The sequence below is a fragment of the Microcoleus sp. A6-C6 genome, assembly GCF_036705955.1.
Taxonomy (GTDB): Bacteria; Cyanobacteriota; Cyanobacteriia; order Cyanobacteriales; family Microcoleaceae; genus Microcoleus.
Genome location: NZ_JAUBVR010000032.1, coordinates 52,977 through 74,109, shown reverse-complemented (window position 1 = coordinate 74,109; position 21,133 = coordinate 52,977). Strand labels below are relative to the sequence as shown.

Annotated in this window: 11 protein-coding genes and 1 pseudogene; 8 read left to right on the top strand and 4 right to left on the bottom strand. The window is 46.9% G+C overall.

Annotation, left to right across the window (positions count from 1 at the left end; genetic code table 11):
• Positions 1–400 precede the first annotated feature (400 nt).
• Positions 401–4,435 (top strand): hypothetical protein, encoded by a 4,035-nt coding sequence (locus tag QUB52_RS15015; RefSeq protein WP_332973432.1) that lies wholly within the window; start codon positions 401–403, stop codon positions 4,433–4,435.
• Between the two features lie 478 nt (positions 4,436–4,913).
• On the opposite strand, the gene QUB52_RS15010 is transcribed toward QUB52_RS15015, so the two are convergent.
• On the bottom strand, positions 4,914–5,936 hold the full coding sequence (locus tag QUB52_RS15010) for a hypothetical protein (RefSeq protein WP_332973431.1): 1,023 nt from the start codon (positions 5,934–5,936) through the stop codon (positions 4,914–4,916).
• Between the two features lie 122 nt (positions 5,937–6,058).
• Here QUB52_RS15010 and QUB52_RS15005 point away from each other — a divergent pair, with 122 nt between their 5' ends.
• From QUB52_RS15005 to QUB52_RS14990, 4 genes and pseudogenes are all read left to right on the top strand, one after another.
• On the top strand, positions 6,059–6,625 hold the full coding sequence (locus QUB52_RS15005; protein WP_265234244.1) for a hypothetical protein: 567 nt from the start codon (positions 6,059–6,061) through the stop codon (positions 6,623–6,625).
• Positions 6,626–7,275: 650 nt separating this feature from the next.
• On the top strand, positions 7,276–9,747 hold the full coding sequence (locus QUB52_RS15000) for an ATP-dependent Clp protease ATP-binding subunit (protein ID WP_265234240.1): 2,472 nt from the start codon (positions 7,276–7,278) through the stop codon (positions 9,745–9,747).
• Between the two features lie 209 nt (positions 9,748–9,956).
• Positions 9,957–10,199, top strand: a pseudogene (locus tag QUB52_RS14995) (hypothetical protein); the annotation flags it as partial.
• A 173-nt stretch (positions 10,200–10,372) separates the two neighbouring features.
• Entirely contained in the window at positions 10,373–10,693 is a 321-nt protein-coding gene (locus QUB52_RS14990) for a sensor histidine kinase (protein ID WP_332973433.1), read from the top strand.
• A 187-nt stretch (positions 10,694–10,880) separates the two neighbouring features.
• Here the strand turns inward: QUB52_RS14990 and QUB52_RS14985 are convergent, their stop codons facing one another.
• Positions 10,881–12,446, bottom strand: coding sequence for a sensor histidine kinase (locus QUB52_RS14985; protein WP_265234239.1), 1,566 nt, complete (start codon positions 12,444–12,446; stop codon positions 10,881–10,883).
• Positions 12,447–12,725: 279 nt separating this feature from the next.
• Between QUB52_RS14985 and QUB52_RS14980 the strand changes: the two genes are divergently transcribed.
• Positions 12,726–14,129 carry a TldD/PmbA family protein gene (locus tag QUB52_RS14980; RefSeq protein WP_265234238.1) on the top strand — a complete coding sequence of 468 codons (1,404 nt, stop codon included), beginning with the start codon at positions 12,726–12,728 and terminating at the stop codon, positions 14,127–14,129.
• A 286-nt stretch (positions 14,130–14,415) separates the two neighbouring features.
• Here the strand turns inward: QUB52_RS14980 and patX are convergent, their stop codons facing one another.
• Complete coding sequence (gene patX / locus QUB52_RS14975; RefSeq protein WP_332973430.1) at positions 14,416–14,619, bottom strand: heterocyst-inhibiting protein PatX; 204 nt, start codon at positions 14,617–14,619, stop codon at positions 14,416–14,418.
• A gap of 412 nt (positions 14,620–15,031) precedes the next feature.
• Positions 15,032–15,661 (bottom strand): dephospho-CoA kinase, encoded by a 630-nt coding sequence (gene coaE, locus QUB52_RS14970; protein ID WP_332973429.1) that lies wholly within the window; start codon positions 15,659–15,661, stop codon positions 15,032–15,034.
• A gap of 60 nt (positions 15,662–15,721) precedes the next feature.
• On the opposite strand from coaE, the gene QUB52_RS14965 reads away from it, so the two are divergent.
• Both QUB52_RS14965 and QUB52_RS14960 read left to right on the top strand, forming a co-directional pair.
• Positions 15,722–15,853, top strand: coding sequence for a hypothetical protein (locus QUB52_RS14965; RefSeq protein WP_332969860.1), 132 nt, complete (start codon positions 15,722–15,724; stop codon positions 15,851–15,853).
• Positions 15,854–15,868: 15 nt separating this feature from the next.
• On the top strand, positions 15,869–20,995 hold the full coding sequence (locus QUB52_RS14960; protein ID WP_332973427.1) for a CHAT domain-containing protein: 5,127 nt from the start codon (positions 15,869–15,871) through the stop codon (positions 20,993–20,995).
• The last annotated feature ends 138 nt before the right edge of the window (positions 20,996–21,133 follow it).

Sequence of the window (21,133 nt, the reverse complement as noted above, 5' to 3'; positions counted from 1 at the left end):
GACTGAAGTCCCCGCCCGCTTTCATCGAGCGCACTAAAGTCACGCTCGCTTTCCGCATTCCGCTAGTTTTTTTGTAAGAACACGGCAATGCTGTCTCCTAATTGGGAGTTTTTAACCGCAGATACAGGCAGATGTACGCGGTTATTTTTTAGTGTGGCGATAAATATAGGAACCGCCACATCGGTGAGGACATAAAGAACTTCATGAATAAAGCCGATACCCTTACTGCATCAATGGTTTGATTCCCGTTATGCAACTGTCAACTGTCAACTGTCAACTGTCCACTGTCAACTGTCCACTGCTATACTTATTGTGCCAATTTTCAGGGCGGAATACTCGGATGTTCGATCGACAGTAATCTAGGCTATAGCTGGAATGTAGCTAGTAGCAGTTTAAGCCGATGTCGTCTCCCAAAGGTCGATCGAGCAAAATAGAATTCAGCATCTTAGCGTCGCATCCTGAGTTGCTGACAGGTTTAGATGCGTGGCTGCGCCTGGGTTTGATTTCGCCCGCTGAGGTTGAGCAATTGTGCCGACAGCATTTAGTCTGCCCGCTGCCCGATCCCGCTGTAGCCCTTTCTGAAATTGACGATCGCCCGAACTCTCCTATTCCCGAACCCAAAGTACCAGCTCTAGCAACACAAAAAGCATTGCCCAGCACCACAAAAAACGTTGCGGAGCGCGCAGAAACCCCTCAAACCCCAACTTTTGTAGCTCAAATTTTGCAGTCGCTCATAGCCGAAATTAGCGTCGTGTGGCTGTTATTTTTAGGAGTGTTCATGGTAGTTGTCTCCTCAGGAGTCTTAGCTGCCAGTCAGTGGGAAAGATTTCCGGCTGCCGGACAATATGGAGTTTTGTTAGCTTATACTTTAACTTTTTGGGCGATCGGTAGTTGGGCAAAAAAACAGTCTAATTTACACTTGACTGCTCAAACTTTGCAAGAAGTTACCCTGTTGCTAGTGCCAATAAATTTCTGGGCGATGGATACCTTTGGATTGTGGCGATATCCTTGGGATTGGGCAGTCGCCATCGTCGCCGCATTTATTTTAACTTGGATAACACGCGGAATTATTAAAGATCAGTATCAAAGTTTGTGGGGGAAAAATGTAACTACCTCGATCGCCATAAATCACTTGGGATTGAGTTATTTGCACTGGGGTTGGGGATTTGTAGGCTTTTCCATAGCAGCGGTTTATTTGGGTACCGTGGGAACTACTGTCGCTACAGTTTATCAAGTTCAACAACAACGGTTGCAATCTATCAAAGGTGGAGGAGATAGCGAAACTATCGCTGGTGCTTTCAGTTCCAGCCGAGATTTTTTAACTTACAAAAAAGCTGCTTTAGTCGCTTATTCCTTAGGAATTTTACTTGGTCGGGCGATATTTGTCAAGAATATCAATATCCCTGAAATGGGTTTAGCTTTGGGAATTTGCGGCGTGCTATTAGCGTGGCTGGATTGGCCACAGCCCCTGGCATCTGGGACTATTAAAAATAATATATCGCACCAACAAAATCCTGGTAACTTTTTTAATTGGCAATTAGCCGGAGGGGGTTTGTTGGGTTTGGGGTGGCTGGTTTGTTTTCGCGAAATTCCCCTACAGGCGATCGCAATTAGCATCTTGGCTATTTGGTTTTTCTATAATCGCTTAGTGCGGTTTTGGCAAAAGCTTGATTTGCTAATGCTTTTTGCTGTTGGACTTCAGAGCATTTGGCTGGTTTGGCGAGTTGTTCCTTTAGCGCTTAAAACACAATTTGTTATATCTTTAACTCAGCTTACCAACTCTCAGCAAACTCCTTGGGCTTTTTGGGGTGTTTTGCTCTTGCCCTATTTAATTTTAACGGTAAGCGTGGCGCAGTGGCTCTACCGATCGCGAAAGGTTCCACTTGCCCATTTTGGTGAAAATCTTGCTCTCGGTTTGGGCAGTGTTTTAACTACTCTTAGTTTAGTCAATCCCTTTTGGCGATCGATCAATTTATTCGTCTCTACTTTAACTTTAGGTTGGATCGCCTGGAAATACGTAATTCCCGATAATTCCCGGCGAGTTGTGACGCCTACTTCTGCTGTTGATCAACATCCAAATCCGGCATTTTGGGTTTACCTGACTCACATTATAGGTTTATGCGCGATATGTTCGGCAATTGACTTATTTTTACCGAACCAGAAAACGAATATTTGGGCAGGAATTTTATTGATTTTTATGGCGTCTGAATGGGCATTTTTTGTCTGGATGAAAGTAGCAAATGTCAGAGAAGATTCTGCATTTTTTCGGTGGCATCCTGCATTATTCCAAAGTTCCTGGTATTTGGGATTGGTGTTGGCAGGATTGAGTTTTATCTTGCTGTACAGTAATGTACACTCTCAGTGGAGTTTGCTCTGGCTGGCGACACCTTTGGCTTTGACTGCTGTTGCTAAATATACTGAAGTTCCTCACAAACAAGTTGCCAGTACCTTGAGTGCGATCGCCTTAATATTCGCACAAATTCTAATTTTTACTTTTCCGGGATCTCGGTTAATTGGTTTGGGTTTGGCAGCGCTGTTGATGTTAGTCAATACTTACTATTTAGTTGAGCTTCCAGCGGCTGCAATTGGAGTGGGGTTTGGCTTGAGTTTCGTAGCTGCGGCGATTTATCAATTAGGTTTTGTGTCTGGTTGGGCTTGGGCAATTGCTGGGGCGATCGCACTTTTGTGTCTCTGGTTGCTTCGCAGCACGATTGTTCGTTATTCTAGCAGTCTGCGTGAACCTTCGACCTTAGCTCAAATTTACGATCGAGCTTTAGATGGTTGGGCAATCTTACTCGCAGCCTTGCTGTTAACAAACATCACTGTTTATTCCTATGATATCTACACACGCAGTACCCTGAATTTCTCGCCCTCTGTTCAAGTATTAGCTGCTACTTTGGTAATCATGGCTGCGATTGTTTTCCGAAGTTTCCGTCAACTTCCCCCGCTGGCAATTTATGCTTTGGCTTGGAGTTTGGAGTTGCTGACAGCAGTTGGTTTGAGTTTTATTGGACGCAATACGATTAATTTGGCAGTGGCGAATATTGCGATCGGCTTATTTACCCAATTGTTGGGCGATTGGTGGCGGCGGCGCAATCCCGATGATCGCCAAATTTTACCCAGCATTCACGTTATACCTCTGCTTTACGGGTTGTTGGGCTTGATTTTGCGATCGCACACCTTTACCAATGGTACAGGTTTAATCTCGTTAGGTGCGTCTTTAATTGCGATCGGCATTGGCAGGCGGCAGCAAGAATTTAAACCTCTGGTTTATTTGGGATTAATTGGCGTATCAGCTTCCGCTTACGAATCAGTGTTTTATCAAATTTCTCGCACATCAGGAGGAGCTTTTGGCGACGGCTTAATTGTGCTAGCAACTCTCGGCACAACTTTAACTTATATCTATCGCATTTTATCTCGTTGGTTGAGCAGATATTTGCATTTAACAAATGCCGAATTAAAAATATTCGCTCATCTGCACTGGATTTTGAGCAGTTGGCTGCTGATTTCAGCTTCTGGCAACTATATTAAATCCGGCGTAAATTTAGGATTAGTTGCTGGTACTCTATTAGTGCAATACGCTTTCTTACAAGGGCGAAATAATCTCGATCGCCAATGGGCAGAAATTTGGATTTACTTAGGCTGGCTAGAAGCCTTTGGCATCCGGCTTTACTGGCTCAATACACCTTTAGTCAAGTACATTTCCGGGCCGCTGGCGCCGTGGAAAGTTGCTTTTGCTTCTCTATTTGCCTATTTAATTTACATCTTACCTTGGGATAACTGGGGTTGGTCAAAAAAACCTTGGCAGATAATTGCGTCTCTCATTCCCATAGTCGCTATTTTGGAATCTCCGGCTAAGTTTTATCCGATTAGTTTCCTCATAGCTGCCGCCTTCTATGTTTTCCTAGCTTGGGAAAAGCGCGAAGTCCGTTTTACCTATGTGAGTGTGGCAATAATTGACTGGATATTGCTGCGGTGGTTTGGACAAATCGGATTGACTCAGCCGGAATGGTATTTTACTCCTTTAGGACTTTCTTTCCTTTACGTTGCTCAGTGCGATCGCACTTTGCAACTACCAGCCCAAAAAACCCTGCGCCACAATCTGCGAATGGTAGCCACGGCGCTGATTTGTGGGATACCTCTTTTGACTCAGCACAACCACGGTTTAGTTGCAGGATTTTTTAGCTTGGTGGCGATTGCTGCGGGTTTGGCGCTGCGAGTGCGGGCGTTTTTGTTTGTGGGAACCGGAATTTTCTTAATCAATGTTTTTTATCAGTTGGTGGTGCTGATTTTTGACTATCCCCTGATTAAATGGGCGATCGGCTTGGCTTTTGGGATTTTGTTTATCTGGATTGCTGCTACTTTTGAGACGCGGCGCGATCGCATTTCGGCTTTTGTGCAGCACTGGGTTGTACAATTGCAATCCTGGGATTGAATCTTCCGCCATCAACTACTGTCGCGCACGGAGATCTCCATTTACCAACAATATATTTTTTGTGATAACATTTTAAAAAAACGCCCTTTTTTTTGGGGTAAAAGCTTGACATTGCCGGTCTAAAAAGGTATCATATAATAATGGGAGTGGTTACAATTTTTAAATTTAAGTTACCACTTGCATTATCTAAAATATAACTCAAAAATCAACCAAAGTCAATAGGTAAAAATTCTTTTTTTTGCGCCGCGAGCAGCAAAAGCGATGTAACAGAAAAAGGGCAACTCAAAGGAGCGCAACTATAATGCAACTCAGTTAATCAAGCGCCTTTTCACAGTGAAAAAATATCATCAGTTGATTTAATTTGGCATATTTACAAAAGATGATAAAGTTGAATTGATTCGAGCATAAATTCTTCAAATGACCGCCGTCGGTAGAAGGCACACATCATTACATTTTTATAGGTTCGATCGTTCGGACTTCAGTCCTTTCTTTGGGCCGCGCCCTCAGACCAAACAGGCAATTGATTAATCTTATCCAGCGTGATATCTACATACTTTTGACCGTTATCCGCCAGATTTTCGCCAAAATATCCATCATCGCCGTCGTGCTTTTGAGGGCCGCTGACAGCTTCTGCGTAGCGTCCTTGCAAACGAGCTTGATTGAAAGGAGAAGTCGCGAACCAGTACCAGCGAGTTGGAAAAACGATGCCGCCAATATCTTCAATTGAATCGCGAGTGCCACGAAAATGGAAAATGCGATCGGCTTCTGCAAAACCATTTTCTCCCGAAAACACGCCCCCAACTGAAATAACAGTAATTTCTGCTTTCAGCCATTCTTTAAGATAGGGAGTAGCACCCAAAGCAACTTGTGCGCCGCCGCTAGTGCCAATTAAAATAACTTGCAAAGGTTTTTGAGGATTAGCTGAAATCGGAGATTGAGCATTCATGCGCTCGATAATTGCATGAGCAATTCCCTGATTGTATGCAAAACCGTAGCGATAATCGAGAGAAATTGCAAACCTCCAAAGATTGCGAATTTTGATGAATATATCCGCCGCAATCGGCCCACTTTTTGCCTGTGCTGCAAACCGCCAAAAAGGAGCTAGCCAGCGCTGTCCGCCTAAACTTTTGTTAGAAGCTGAATAAGGAAAAATATCCCCCACTGCTACGCACTGCGGGTGACTTTTAACTAAATGGTTGAGAAAAAATGCTTCTCCCGCTGTTAGTTCGTCCCCCGAAAAATCGCCAACTCCGGGCAAAAAGATGATATAACAATTGAGTGACGAAGACTTGCGCGCTTCCGGGCTGCTTTCGTTCGGGGGCAATATCTCCGGCGAATTTTTCTTAAAACCCAAAGTTTCGGCACTTTGACCAAGCCACCATATAACAGTTCCCACTGGCGAAAGAATGCCCCAAACTAACAGGATTAGACCTGCGATGAGCAACAAATTTAAACTTCCTCCGCGCAGCCACGCAAGTATCTGCAAAATCAATCTTAGCATTGAATAAAATCTGGTAGAATGCCTGTTAATTACCTAATTATGTAGAAATATTTTGGTGATTGTGCTGTATTAGAGCTTATTTTGTCCGAGTTGTCAACTATCTTGAGGAGCAGGAGTTAAACGTGAAGGGAGAAGATTCAATTGCTGGTTTGCGAAGAACGCTGTGGAACTCACTTTCTTTGAACAGCAACTTTTACGAAAAAACTCCCTACACTGCCAGAACGAAGCGGATAGCTTTAACGATTGTAATTTTAGCAGCGGTGTCCCGCGTTTTTGGCAGTGCCGTCATTTTGTTAATCAATCGAACTGAGCTATCCGTGTTATTGTTAGCACTTTGGATAGATGCTTTGGCACTGGTGGGGGGTTATTATTTTTGGACTTTCACTATCTTTAAAATCGGGCAGTGGCTGAAACCAGGTCATGTAAGTTATGGGGAGTTGTTGGTTCCGATCGGATTTGCCTACGCCCCGCAAGTGCTGAATTTTTTAACGTTAATTCCCTTGCTGGGAGAAGGGATAGAGCGGATATTAGCTGTGTGGAGCTTGCTATCTGTAATTGTGGCGGTTCGCCAAGGTTTGGATATTAAAACTCGCTGGGCGGTGTTAATCTGTTTTGTGGGTTGGCCGCTGATTCAAATTGCGATCGGGTTTGTGAAAGTTATTAAACAGTTGGTTCCACAATGGCTTTAAAGTCAGGAAATTGTCATGGGTTTAAGGAAAAGATGACAAGAAAAATTCACGGCTTCAAGTCTCGATCGTAGATTTTGCAAGTAGGCGATTAATAGCAATTTCAAAAGGCAGCTAATTTGGGAATGGCGATCGCCCATAAGTCCCTTAACCTGTAGATTCCTGGACGCACAAAGCCCCAATAAACCGTGTTTTTTACCAAATCTACAGGCTGCAACGAAGGATTTTAGTAAAAAACCCGGTTTCTGACCGCCCGTGCGTAAGTCAAACTGTTACAATAAAATTGCTTTGGGGTGCAATACTTTTGCTCAAAGTACGTAATTTGAAACAAAAGCATTCCCCCGCCCGAAGAAACATTGTCGATAGCTCGCTTTAAGAGAATGCTTGACAGGGGAGCGGCAACACAGTATGTTGGGAAATGAGTGAAATCGTGATTGATAACATTAATTTGCATTGGCACAGTTCGATCACACAGCCAGACGGCAAACACACCCCAACTATTCGGCTCTCCCCACTGTCCGCCTCCTCTTAGTAGCGATACATTGAATTAAAGGAAATACACAAAAATTTACATATATAATTTGTGTAGTGATCCAAATCGCTCCTCACCAGCAGCGATACAACCCTCGCCAAGACAGTAGGATAGAAAAAATATGTTTGAACGCTTTACAGAACAAGCCATTAAAGCAATCATGCTAGCCCAAGAGGAAGCGCGGCGCCTCGGCCACAATTTTGTAGGCACCGAGCAAATCCTTTTGGGACTCGTCGGCGAAGGCACTGGAATCGCTGCAAAAGTATTACTGGATATGGGCCTCAACTTGAAAGAGGCGCGCAATGAAATCGAAAATATTATCGGTAGAGGTTCCGGGTTCCTCCCGCCGGAAATTCCGTTTACCCCCCGCGTCAAGCGCATTTTTGAGACGGCGCTGAACGAAGCGCGACAGTTAGGACACAATTACATCGGCACAGAGCACATCCTGCTGGGGCTGATTCAAGACGATGAAGGTGTGGCTGCGAAGGTGCTGCAAAACCTGGGAATCGATCGCCAGAGAGTCCGCACGCAGGTAATTCGTGCCGTGGGAGAAGTCGCGGCAGTACCCGGAGGCCGAGGAGATAGCGGTGGCGATCGTAAAATCCCGACTTTAGAAGAATTCGGCACCAACCTAACTAAGCTAGCAGCCGCCGGCAAACTAGATCCAGTCGTGGGCCGCGAAAATGAAATCGAGCGCGTGATCCAAGTTCTCGGACGCCGCACGAAGAACAATCCGGTGTTAGTAGGCGAACCGGGAGTCGGCAAAACAGCCCTCGCCGAAGGCCTCGCCCAGCGAATTGTTAACAGAAACGTCCCGGAAATTTTAGAAGACAAACAAGTAATCAGCCTCGATATGGGTTCGCTGATTGCTGGTACGAAATTCCGAGGCGAATTTGAGGAACGGCTGACGAAAATTATGGCGGAAATTCGCGCAGCAGGCAACATCATTCTGGTAATTGATGAAATTCATACCTTAGTTGGTGCAGGCGCGATTCAAGGCAGCATGGATGCCTCCAATATGCTCAAACCGGCTCTTGCTAGAGGGGAATTGCAGTGTGTCGGCGCAACTACCTTGGACGAATATCGCAAATACATTGAGCGCGATGCTGCCCTAGAACGCCGCTTCCAACCAATTAAAGTCGGCGAACCGAGTGTGGCTGAAACAATAGAAATATTGTACGGCTTGCGATCGGCCTACGAACAGCACCACCGACTGACAATTTCCGATGCAGCTATAGAAGCAGCGGCTACACTGTCAGACAGGTACATTAACGATCGATTTTTGCCAGATAAGGCGATCGACCTAATTGACGAAGCAGGTTCCCGCGTCCACGTTCTGAACTCGCAAACCCCGCCCGAAGTTAAAGAACTCAAAAAACAACTTCCGGCCGTCAGCAAAGAAAAAGATGCTGCTGTGCGGGAACAAGACTTTGATAAAGCTGGTAAATTGCGCGATCGCGAATTAGAAATCGAAGCCCAAATTGCCGAAGCTACGATCAACAAAAGCCAGATCAGAATCTCTCCCATCGTCACCGAAGAAGACATCGCCCACATCGTGGCAAATTGGACGGGAGTACCAGTTAGCAAGCTGACAGAATCGGAATCGGAATTGCTGCTGCACATGGAAGACACATTGCACCAGCGCTTGATCGGTCAAGAAGAAGCTGTCAGCGCAGTTTCTCGCGCCATCCGCCGCGCGCGGGTTGGCTTGAAAAATCCCAATCGCCCGATCGCCAGTTTCATCTTTTCCGGGCCCACAGGCGTCGGCAAAACCGAACTGACAAAAGCCTTAGCCACATATTTCTTCGGTTCCGAAGAAGCGATGATTCGGTTAGATATGTCCGAGTTTATGGAACGCCACACTGTTTCTAAACTCATCGGTTCGCCTCCGGGTTACGTCGGCTACGACGAAGGCGGTCAACTAACAGAAGCAGTGCGTCGTCGTCCTTACACAGTGATCTTATTCGACGAAATCGAAAAAGCTCACCCGGATGTCTTCAACATGATGCTGCAAATCTTGGAAGACGGCCGTTTGACCGATGCTAAAGGTCGGACGGTAGACTTTAAGAATACGCTGCTGATCATGACATCAAACATCGGTTCACGAGTGATTGAAAAAGGCGGCGGTGGTCTCGGTTTCGAGTTTGCTGAAGGTGCCGCAGACGCGCAGTACAGCCGCGTTCGCAACTTGGTAAACGAAGAATTGAAACAGTTCTTCCGTCCCGAATTTATCAACCGCTTGGATGAAATTATCGTCTTCCGCCAGTTGAACAAGGAAGAAGTCAAGCAGATTGCAGATATCCTGTTGCAGCAAGTCTTCGGCCGCTTAACCGAACAGGGTATTACTTTGTCGGTGACAGACAAGTTCAAGGACTTGTTAGTTACAGAAGGCTACAATCCTAGCTATGGTGCTCGACCTTTGCGCCGCGCTATCATGCGGTTGTTGGAAGATGTACTGGCTGAGGAAATGCTGTCTGGGAAGCTGAAAGAAGGCCAAAGTGCGATCGTTGATGTGGATGAAAACGGTCAGGTTAAGGTGTTACCCGATGGTTCATCTGAGCCGAAATTGCCTGAATTGGCATTGAGTCATTAATTGCGATCGACAAAGCGATAAATAACGTCTGATTAAAAACCCGGTTTCTTGCAGTAACCGGGTTTTTAATTAAAAAATATGGCGTTACTGATTTACGGCATGAACGGCTAAATATGCAAATCATAAAAACCATTTTCCACAAAACTTCTGGATTTTTGCCTAGTTCTTTTTCATACCCTGATTAAGCAACGCCTAAATATCTTCTCGATACCAACATCCTGATTTATTACTTCAATGATGAGCCGGAAGTTCAGTCTATATTTGATGAAATTAAAGCTGGAGATGCAGAGGCTTTCTACTGTCCGATTACTTGGGTTGAGTTACTTTATTACCCGGCATTGACAGAAGAACAAGCTAATGAAATGCGAGAATTTTTGAGCCCACATTCCGCACTTCTTAACACAGTTAAAAATATTTTGATAAAAAAACGTCATTCTAGAGATTTAATTTGAGAATACTTCTTAATAATCCCAAAAAATCGATCGTATAAAAATAATTATCAAGAAAAATTAATATTTTCATACAGGGGCTATAACGCTTGTATAGAATGGAAGATAGCAATTTTTTAGCCAAAAATTCGCGATTTTATGTTAAGGCGGAAAGTGGGTTGTAACTCGCTAACGCGATCGATGCTTTGGACGCAGCGAGCGTTGGACGAACTTTTGCGGAATTACAGGCCGAACCTGGGCGCATTATGATTTGTACTGAAATGTCGATCGACCTTTCAACCGTAGTAATTCGCATCAGAGATAACGGCATGGGTATGTCCGATTCAGTAAAATTGCGGATATTCGACTACCTGTTTACTACAAAAGAGGTTGGAAAAGGAACGGGATTGGGATTGGCAATCGCCCGTCAGATTGTAGAAGAAAAACACGGCGGAAAACTGAGTTGTATTTCTGCATTGGGAGAAGGGACAGAATTTGCGATCGAGATTCCGGTGTAAAAAGTATCACATCGCGTTCAGTCGATCGATATCGTTTCCGTTGCCATCCGAATCATAATTTTAGGAGTTCGCACTCCTAAAACACGCTTTTTACACTCATCAGGATGCTCACTTTTTCCTTTTTCCTTTTTCCTTTTTCCTTCTTCCTTCTTCCTTCTTCCTTCTTCCTTCTTCCTTCTGCTATCGACTATTGCAGTGGCAAAAATACCGTCATCACCTCACCCTTTTCTGGGCGCTGACGAATTACCAACTTGCCGCCAGCAGCCCGAAATAAATTCTTAGTCACGCTCAAATTTAAACTCAAACTTCCCGTCTCCGGCTGCACCATCAACAAAGGTCCGATCGATCGCAAAGGAGCATTCGCCGATTCTGCAAAAGTCGATACGCCTTTACCTTCAGATAAGTGTTCCGATTCCAACTGCAACTTTAACTGACTCCCTGCTAAAGTCACCTCCACCTGAATGCGACTCCCCGATCGCAAAGTGCGAGTAAAATTCTCAATTAAATTACTTAAAACCTGATCCAACATCGTCGGATCGCTGACTACCGCTGGCAATTTTTTCGGTATAATCACATCTAAAGTGTGATGGCGCTGACTCGCCTGCTTTTGCCAGCGCGGAATGCTATTTTGGAGCACTTCACCGAGGGACATTGCTGTTAGCTGCATCGCAGAATTTTTTGCTTGGGACATTTCCATTTCTACGGCGCGGAAAATTAAACCGAAGCGATCGATCTGAGCGGTACACTCAGCATCAATCATTTCCAAACGCTTCACCACCACCGGTTCGAGTTTGGGGCGTTTCAGCAGCAGCCGAGTCAGGGTGCGGATGGTGGCCAAAGGAGTGCGGACTTCGTGGGCGATCGCCTGTAGCAATTCCACTTCTTTGGTAGCATGAGGCAGATGAGACTTACAATTGATATTTTGCTGCCCTTTCAAGCTATCATCAACTCTTTCGTGTTTTCCCCTCGACACTTCGTCTTTCCCAATGGGCAAATTATGCAGCAGCAAGCGGGTGAACTGCGCGACTGTTTGATAGTTTGGATCTACAGGCAAAAACTGCTGGAACAGCGCGTCTAATTTCGTAGAATTATGAGTTAATTGGCTGACTGGCAAATTGATCCCGCCGTCAGAATTGGCAAGCAAACAATCGCTTTCAGTCACCCTGCTCCGCAAAACTTCCCAAGCTTTGGCGGCGATTTGCGGGTCGAAAGAAAATAGAAAAGCCGGCATTCCAGCCGAATTTTCACCCAAAACCATCACCAGACTAAAAGTAGCAGTTAAAACCAAACAAAACTGCTCGTTTGCCAAAGGATCGCCGATCGCCAAAGCTAAAGCCGGGGCAGCCTCCGGTACAGATATTTGCTGCTGGGCCGCCGGTAGCAAAGCTAAAGTTTGTCTAGCACGAAAAGACCACAAACCTGCATCGTTGTCGGGAATACTGGTAAAAATCCAATTAGCAAAACCGGAAGCGACAGCGGGCTCTGTCAAAACCGAAGACGGCCCGGACAAAACCAATCCCTGACAAGAAGTGGGATTTGGGGAGAGACAGTGTTTTTGCCGATCAAGCATTTGATTCAAAGTTGCGATCGCCCCATACCATTCCCGTTCAGCCTTCTGTCTAGCAGCCGCACGACTCCCAGGACACTTCGGGCGACCGATTTGGGCGATCGACCTCGGATCGGGAGTGAGGTCATTTTCAGAGCCTTCGGAGGCTAAAATTTCGCTGATTGTTGGTAGAAAGTAAGTATTCACAGTAGTTATAAGCCCACCTTCACAGACGTGAAGAATGAAGTATTTATTTATAGGAATGTTTAGGAGCGAGAATTTAAGCACCAGTAGGACGGAAACAACCAGCCTAATTTCTTGCGTCTTGCCCCTAACCCACAGGATATCTATATTTGTCAACTAACGATATTGGCAGAACCGTACCAATAAGTCGCAATCTCCGCGCAAGGAGTGGATATTTTGCACCAACAAGCCCGATCGCCCTAACAAAAGTGCAAAATGGATGCAGTTAAATAGTGCAAATTCATGCCCACCTCGATCGCCGACTCAAAAAATCTGCTGTCAGACTTAATGGCACGCTACCGCAACCAAGTAGATTATCTAGCAATTCGACTCGAAGAAGCCGAAGGCACAGACATCCTGCTGCGGGGCGAAAAAATTGAAACCCTCAGCGAAGGAGTCTCAATTGGAGGCCAAGTCCGAGCCTGTCACAAAGGTGGCTGGGGCTTTGCCAGTTTTAACCGACTTTCCACCCTCGCCGAAAGAATCGAAGAAGCCATCGCCGCAGCCAAACTGATCGGCGAAGAAGAAACGATTCTCGCGCCAGTTAAGCCAGTACAAGACATTTGCTTCCTACCGTTGACAGGAACAGATCCGCGTTTAGTGCCGCTAATTGAGAAAAAGCAATTATGCGATCGCTACGCAGCCATTTTGCGTAGCATAGACCCCCGTATTGCCACCATCTCCGTGCGCTACGGCGACAGCACCCAGCGCATGATCCTGGCCACCTCCGAAGGTACCATGCTCGAACAAGGTTGGGTAGACATGGAAATGCGCTTTGCAGCTACCGCCCGCAGCGGGGAAACCGTACAAACCGGCCGCGAAACCACCGGTTCCCGCAAAGCTTACGAAGATTTAACCGAACTTGACACCCAAGTTCGCAGCGCCGCTCAGCGCGCCGTAGATTCCCTAGCCTTGCCATCCGTCCAAGGCAACACCTACACCGTCGTCATCGACCCAATTCTCAGCGGATTATTCGTCCACGAAGCCTTCGGACACCTCTCCGAAGCCGACATGGCCTACGAAAATCCCGACATCTTGGAAATTATGACCCTGGGCCGCCAGTTCGGGCCCAAAAACTTGCAAATTTTCGACGGTGCAGCGCCACAGGGACACCGTGGCAGCTATTTCTATGACGATGAAGGGACTCCGGCGACTACGACTCAGTTAATTAAAGACGGCGCTTTAGTCGGGCGGCTGCACTCGCGGGAAACTGCGGGTAAGTTGGGAGAAACGCCTACGGGTAATGCTCGCTGTTTGAATTATCACTATCCGCCGATCGTCCGCATGACGAATACTTGGATCGAAAGGGGCGATACACCTGTTGCTGATTTATTTTCTGGGATCAAAGAGGGTGTTTATGCGCGCAATTGGCAAGGCGGCATGACTAACGGCGAAATGTTTACTTTCAGTGCTGGCGAAGCTTGGATGATTCGCGATGGCAAACTAGACAATCCGGTGCGGGATGTGACTCTTTCGGGTAATGTTTTTAGCACTTTAGCCGATATTGAGGCGATCGGCGACGATTTCTACTGGGATGAATCCGGCGGCTGCGGTAAAGGAGGACAAAGCGGTTTACCCGTGGGTTGTGGCGGGCCCAGTTTGCGGATTCGCGATGTGGTTGTTGGCGGCGAAGCTGCGGAAGATTGAAGCTTAAAAAGTTTAAAAAATTCAGGTAAAGCCGAAGATTCCTACTCGCGCTTTACTTTGATTTTTTTACCGAGTTGTCCCCAATACGGTTCAATTAAGACAGTCCGTTGGAAAAACGATGTGAAAAATAGGCACTCTTGTTTGCTCTCTCTGCGATCGCAATGACAAAAAAGCGTTAAGTGAACCGTATTGAAATTGTCCCGACAATAAAAAAGAAGCAAACATACTAAAAGTAATAATTCAGTATATTTGCTTCTTTTTGGCAAAATTATCCATTTTTTCGGATTTATCTCCCGCTGCCTCGTTCGGGCAAGGTATCCTTATCCTTATCTCCGTAAAAGATCTGAGTGTCGGTGAAAGTGGCGATCGTTTCGGAAGCAGAGTTGTTTTGAGAGAAAAAGGTCGATCGAGTTTCCATGCTTTGAGCCTTAACTGCGGTGCCGCTCAGTAACAGGCTTGACATCAGGATAGAAGAGTAGAGGCGCATCATAGAGTTCCGTGTCGTATTTTCCACTTCTTGATACACAGCCTCTACTCTGCTATCAGGGGAAAAAATTGAATTGGCGCGAAATCATCAATTAGTAATTGACAATACCTGCAATTTTTTTGATTTTTCGTCAAAACGGGGTAAAACCCCTCATCTAACTCGCTTGTTCGCTCATAAGTTCGAGTTGCCTGCTGTTTGCGGGCAACAAGCAGAATTCAACCCCTGCAATCCTCTTTAAATGCTCTTCAAACCAGGAAACGACAACCGCAAATTATAAATTTTTACGACTATTCAGATTAACTTCATAATTTATTGATATGAGGACGCAACCATTCAAGAATTGCGCGCAGGGATTATAGAAACCGGGTTTTTCAACCCATATCGCCAGTTAATCTCAAATCTCAAATCTCAAATCTCAAATGGAAAATCGACTGAGTTGCATATCTATTTGCGCGAATAGCGAGTCGAGGGTTGATGAGTTGTCCAAAACAACATCAGCTTTTTGGCATTTTTGAGCTAGCCGCATCTGGGCGTTAATGCGGGCCGAGGCTCGATCGCAATTCAAGCCATCTCGCTGCATCAGTCGTTGTAACTGCACTTCGGGCGAACAGTATACCACCCAAATTTCGGTACACAAATCAGTCATGTTAGCTTCAAACAGCAGTGGTACTACCAAAACCACAGTCAATGTGTTTGGCGATACCGGATTCGATGCAGAAATACAGCTTTGAGTTCCCTCCACTAACCGGCGGCGCACATAAGGGTGAATCTGTTGTTCCAACCACTGCCGTTCGGATGGGTTACAAAAAATAATATTTCCCAACTCGGGGCGATTTAAATTGCCGTCGGGGAGCAAAATAACCGCGCCATATCGTTCTACAATAGAGTCCAGTATTGGCGAACCTGGGTGCACAGCTTCGCGGGCGTAAATATCGGCATCTAAAATCGGAAATCCACAGGTATCTGCCAGATAATTAGATATGGCGGTTTTCCCGGTGGCGATGCCCCCAGTTAAACCGATCGCACGGACAATTCGATCACTCATAATTTTCTGGCGTTTTAACTTCTGGTGTTTCGACACTTACTGTATGTCTTTGCTATGTTGGTGACACAATCAAAATTCGACTTAAAATTTGAAATTTGCGATCGAGAGTTAGCGTTAGGAATTGTCAGCATTGGGGTGCGATCGACTATTTTTTACCTAAAATCTCCATTTAAAGCTCGAATTCAGGTCTAGATCGAGGCAAATCTTATGAATGCTCAACGTGCTGTGCGATCGATTCTGGCAGCAATTCCCCTTGCTGGATTTTTGATATTAGATTTTTTCCCCAACCTGGTTTTCCTCCAAGGAGATAGAAGCGGATGGGTGATTCTGGCAATTTATCCCCAACCTCAAAGTGCCCAGGCCGGGCCGATTATTGCAGCTCCAGACGGCACCGGAACCACCATCACACCTGGTACAGGAGCCCCCTCTCGCTACGACATTAAAGGCGGCACACCCTCCAGAGACGGAGCAAATCTGTTCCATAGTTTTACTCGCTTTGGTCTGAATTCTGGCGAAACTGCCAATTTCCTCTCCAACCCAAACATTAAAAATATCCTCGGCCGCGTTGTCGGCGGCGACGCTTCCTTAATTAACGGTCTAATTCAAGTTAGTGGTGGCAATTCTAACTTGTACTTGATCAACCCCGCAGGGATTATTTTTGGCAATAATGCCCGACTCGACGTGTCCGGGTCTTTTTTTGCTACCACCGCTAGCGGTATCGGTTTTGATAGCGGCTGGTTTAACGGTACTGGGGCAAACAACTACGCAGATCTACTGGGCACACCGAATACTTTTGCTTTTGGCTCACAGCCGGGGAGTATTGTCAATGCCGGTGACTTGGCTGTGGAGACTGGTCAAAATTTGACTTTGCTCAGCGGTACGGTGATTAGTACGGGGAAACTTTCGGCGCCCGGTGGTCAAATTACGGTGGCGGCGGTTCCGGGCGAAAATCTGGTGCGGTTGAGTCAAAATGGACTTTTGCTGAGTTTGGAAGTTACTCCGGCTGCGGGAGTGCCTGGTTCGGAAGCTCTTCCCTTCTCTCCTCTGAGTTTGCCAAAGCTACTATCGGGTTCCGGCGTGGCTAACGCTACTGGTTTAACTACGAACGATCGCGGTGAAGTCGTACTGACCGGCGGCACAACAGTACCGGCAGGTGCCAGAACTGCTCTAGTATCGGGTGTTGCGGACGTGTCTGCCAGGGGGGGTGCGGGAGGCACTGTGAACGTGTTGGGCGACAAGGTAGGGCTGTTGGGAGCGAAGATTGAGGCTTCGGGGCCCGATGGCGGCGGCACGGTGCGGATCGGGGGAGATTACCGTGGCGAGGGAACGGTGCCGAATGCCACGATGACTTATGTGGATGGCAAAAGCTCGATCGCAGCCAACGCAACTAGCACAGGTAATGGTGGCAGAGTTTTTGTCTGGGCGAACAACACGACAGCATTTTTCGGCAACATCAGCGCGACTGGTGTTTCTGCAACTTCCAGCACAGGTGTTGGCGGATTTGTGGAAATTTCCGGTAAGCAAAGATTGATTTTTAATGGCACTGTCGATACTTCCGGGACAAATGGTTTGGGGACTTTGCTGTTCGATCCGGAAAATATTTTAATTACAGATTCCTCAGAAGCTGCGGGGGATGCGGCAGTTATTGCTAACAGTAATATTTTGGCAACCGGAACGCCATCAGGACAGCAGCAAGACAATTCTGATCCTTCGCTGACAATTTCCAGAAGAGCTTTGGAAAGTATCTCGGCGACGACAAATCTGGTTCTGGAAGCGCTGAATGATATTAAAATTGCTGATTTGGCGGACAATCAGTTGAGCTTTTCGGCAACTACTGGATCGGTGACATTGAGAGCAGATGCCGATCGCAATGGTGCGGGTGTTTTTTCGATGAATGCTCAAGATACAATTAGCACTCAAGGTGGCGCGATCACCATTTCGGGAAGTCAAATTACTGCGGGCAATTTGTCAAGCAACGGCGGAAATATTAGTTTGATTAGTCCGGGAACGACGGTTGCAAACAATATTTCTGCATCGAATCCTAGCAGCGGTAGCAGTGGCAATATTCTGCTCGAAGGCCTGAATGTCACGGCCCAAAAACTTGATGCTAGCGGTTCTAAATCGTCGGCAAATGTAACTTTGACGGCTGGGAATGTTCTGGGAGTTAGTTCGATCGCAGCGGGTTCGGGAAATATTACTTTGACTGGTAATGAAATTAATTTGACAGGCGACAAAAATTCGGTCAGTGGCACGGGCTTGTTGGTACTCCAACCTTGGAGCCCTGGTCAAAATATTGTAATCGCTGGTTCAGGAGATGTCGGGACTACTACTTATCTGAATCTGACGGCAAGCGATCTCGGAAGTTTGCAAAATGGGTTTGCTGGAATTACGATCGGCCTCCGCAACGGTACTGGTTCGATTCTGATTGCTAATGATTTCACATTTTATGACCCGCTAATGATTCAATCGCCGGCGGGTTTGGGAACAATCACGAGCACAAGTTCCCTGACAGGGGCGGACAATGCCTCAATTACTCTGAAAGCTGAGGGCAATATCCGCACGGGAAATATCACTACCAACAATCAGGAAATTCGGATCACGAGCACGGCGGGTAATGTCACTACGGCTAAGCTACGCACGGGAAATCCGCCCAGCATCAGCACTTCTGTCAATTCTGCCAAAGTGCCACGCACGTCGGGGGGTGATGTAAGCGTTACCGCAGAGGGTACGGTAACAGTGGCTGCGATCGACACGAGGGGCGATCGCGCGGGAAATGTGACGCTAACAGGGCGCAACGGAGTGACTGCTGAGGCGATCCAAGCTGGCGGCTCGGAAACAGGGGGAAATATTACTCTGACAGGCAATGAAATTGATTTGACTGGTGGCAATAATTCGATCGGCAGCAACGGCAATCTGGTGCTGCAACCGTCCGATCCGGCTCAAAATGTGACGATTGCCGGTGCTGCTGAGACTGAGGCTTTGGATTTGACTGCTGCGGAATTGAACTCGCTGCGGAATGGCTTTGCTTCCGTAGCAATCGGGCGTGCTGACGGTAGCGGCCAAATTGTGATTACTCCGGCAACCACAGCCTCAGATTCAACGCCGGCGGTGACATTTCAAGATCCGACGACGATTCGCTCGCCCTTGGGAATGGGTGCGATCATGGGAACGGGTGCGATCGTGGGAATTGATAACGCTAGCATCGCTCTGATGGGCGGTACTGTGACAGTCGGAGACGTTACCTCGAATGCGGGGATTAACATCACTAGCAGTCAAGGTAATGTGACTGCTGGTGTTGTGTCATCTCGATCGGCAAACGGGACGGCGGGCGATATCAACATCCGCAGCGCGGGTGCGGTAGAATCTGGCAATGTCAATGCTTTCGGTGCAAAAAGTGGCGGAGATATCTCGATCGTGGCGCCGGGCCGGATCGTGACAGGAGTGATCAATTCGAGTTCGCAGTCGGGAAGTGCCGGTTCGAGCAAGATTAATGGGCAGAAAGATGTGGAAGTTGTTTCGATCAAAGCTAATGGCAATACGGGCGGCGATGTGGCAATCGATGCTGGGGGAACGTTTCGGGCTGCGGGAACGGGAACGACTGCCGATCGCGCCAGCGTTAGCATTTCTACAGATGGGCAGGTGCGATCGGGTTCGCTGACTCTGCTACAAAGCTCTTGCCCGTTAGGAGCCTGCACGGTGGCAACTGTTGGCACGGGAAACTCGAAGTCGAACTCTGCCACCTCAAGTGTTACCAGCCCAGTGCTCAGTCTGCCGAGTCCAGCAACAACTACCACCACCGTGGCACTAAAAACTACAGGCAATTCTCCACAAATTGTCACTCAGACTCCCGCAGTGTCTGAGTCAAAGAGCGGTATCGTAAATGTCTCGCCAGGAGGGACTGCTGTACCTGTTGAGGGGGGATCGAATGAGACTGCAACCGGGTCGGTACTGCTATCGCCGTTTGTGTTAAAAGACAATCTGGGCACACCTGTGGCGACAGAAAACGGTGGCACTGTGGCAACGGCACAGAAGCCCGCGAGTGGTGGAAATTCAGAAAATGTCGGGAATTTGAGGTTTCCTGAGATTTCTCGATCGAGTGCGATGCAAATAAGTCCGATCGACGCAGTGCAGCAAAGGGATAGAGCTCAGGGCCGGGAATTTGAACGTTATTTTGGTGGCAATCTCGATCAAAAGTCAGTCACACCACAAAGTATCCGAGATACTCTCAGCAGTGTCAATCGATTGACTGGGGTTAAACCCGCGATCGTTTATGTGTGGGCGAAAGAGCAACATTTAGAACTTGTGTTGTTATTGCCAGACGGCAAAAATATTTTTAAAACTGTGTCTGCAAGCCGCGAAACAGTTCTGCAAGTTGCTAAAGAATTCACTAATGCTGTGAGATCTCCTAAGAGATTGAATGCTACTGATTACAAGGAACCTGGCCAGGAACTTTATCAGTGGTTAATTGCACCGATGCAAGCGGAATTGGAGGCTAACAAAATTGACACCTTGGTGTTTTCAATGGATGCCGGTTTGCGAACTTTGCCTTTAGCTGCTCTTTTTGATGGCAAACAGTTCTTGGTAGAAAAGTATAGTTTGGGGTTGATTCCCAGTTTGAGTTTGACTGATACTCGCTATGCCGATGTTAAAGGTTCTGAAGTTTTGGCGATGGGTGCGTCGAAGTTTCCCGAAAAATACGATCAAAATCCTTTGCCTGCTGTGCCCCTGGAAATATCAACAATTGTGGGCAAGATTTGGCCTGGTGCGTCTTTTCTCAATGAAGCTTTTACCTTGGCAAATTTGAAGAATAAGCGCAATCAACCGCAATACAAAATTATTCACTTGGCTACTCACGGCGATTTTCAGCCAGGGGGATCGGAAAATTCTTACATTCAGTTTTGGGATACTAAGTTGCGGTTAAATCAGTTGAGTGAGTTGAAGTTATCTAACCCGCAGGTGGAGTTGTTGGTTTTGAGTGCGTGTACTACGGCGGTGGGTGACGAACAAGCTGAGTTGGGGTTTGCGGGGTTGGCGGTGCACGCTGGGGTAAAATCGGCTTTGGCGAGTTTGTGGTATGTCAGTGATGCTGGAACTTTGGGGCTGATGACTGAGTTTTACCAGCAGTTGCGCACGGCGCCGATTAAGGCTGAGGCTTTGCGGCAAGCGCAGTTGGCGATGCTGCGCGGGGAAGTGCGGTTGCAGGATGGTTATTTGGTGCGATCGGGTAATAATCAAGCTCTGCCTTTGCCTGCGGAATTGGCCGCCAGGGGCGATAAAAATTTGTCGCATCCTTATTATTGGGCTGCTTTTACGATGATTGGTTCGCCTTGGTAATTGCGAAGGAAGAAGGAAGAGGGAAGAAGGAAGAATGGTGCGATCGTGCAAACTGATACCATTTTTCTAAAGATATGCTATTGATGAATTCTGAGCCACCCCGAACTCGCGGGGGGGGTTGGGGGGGTAATATCTAGC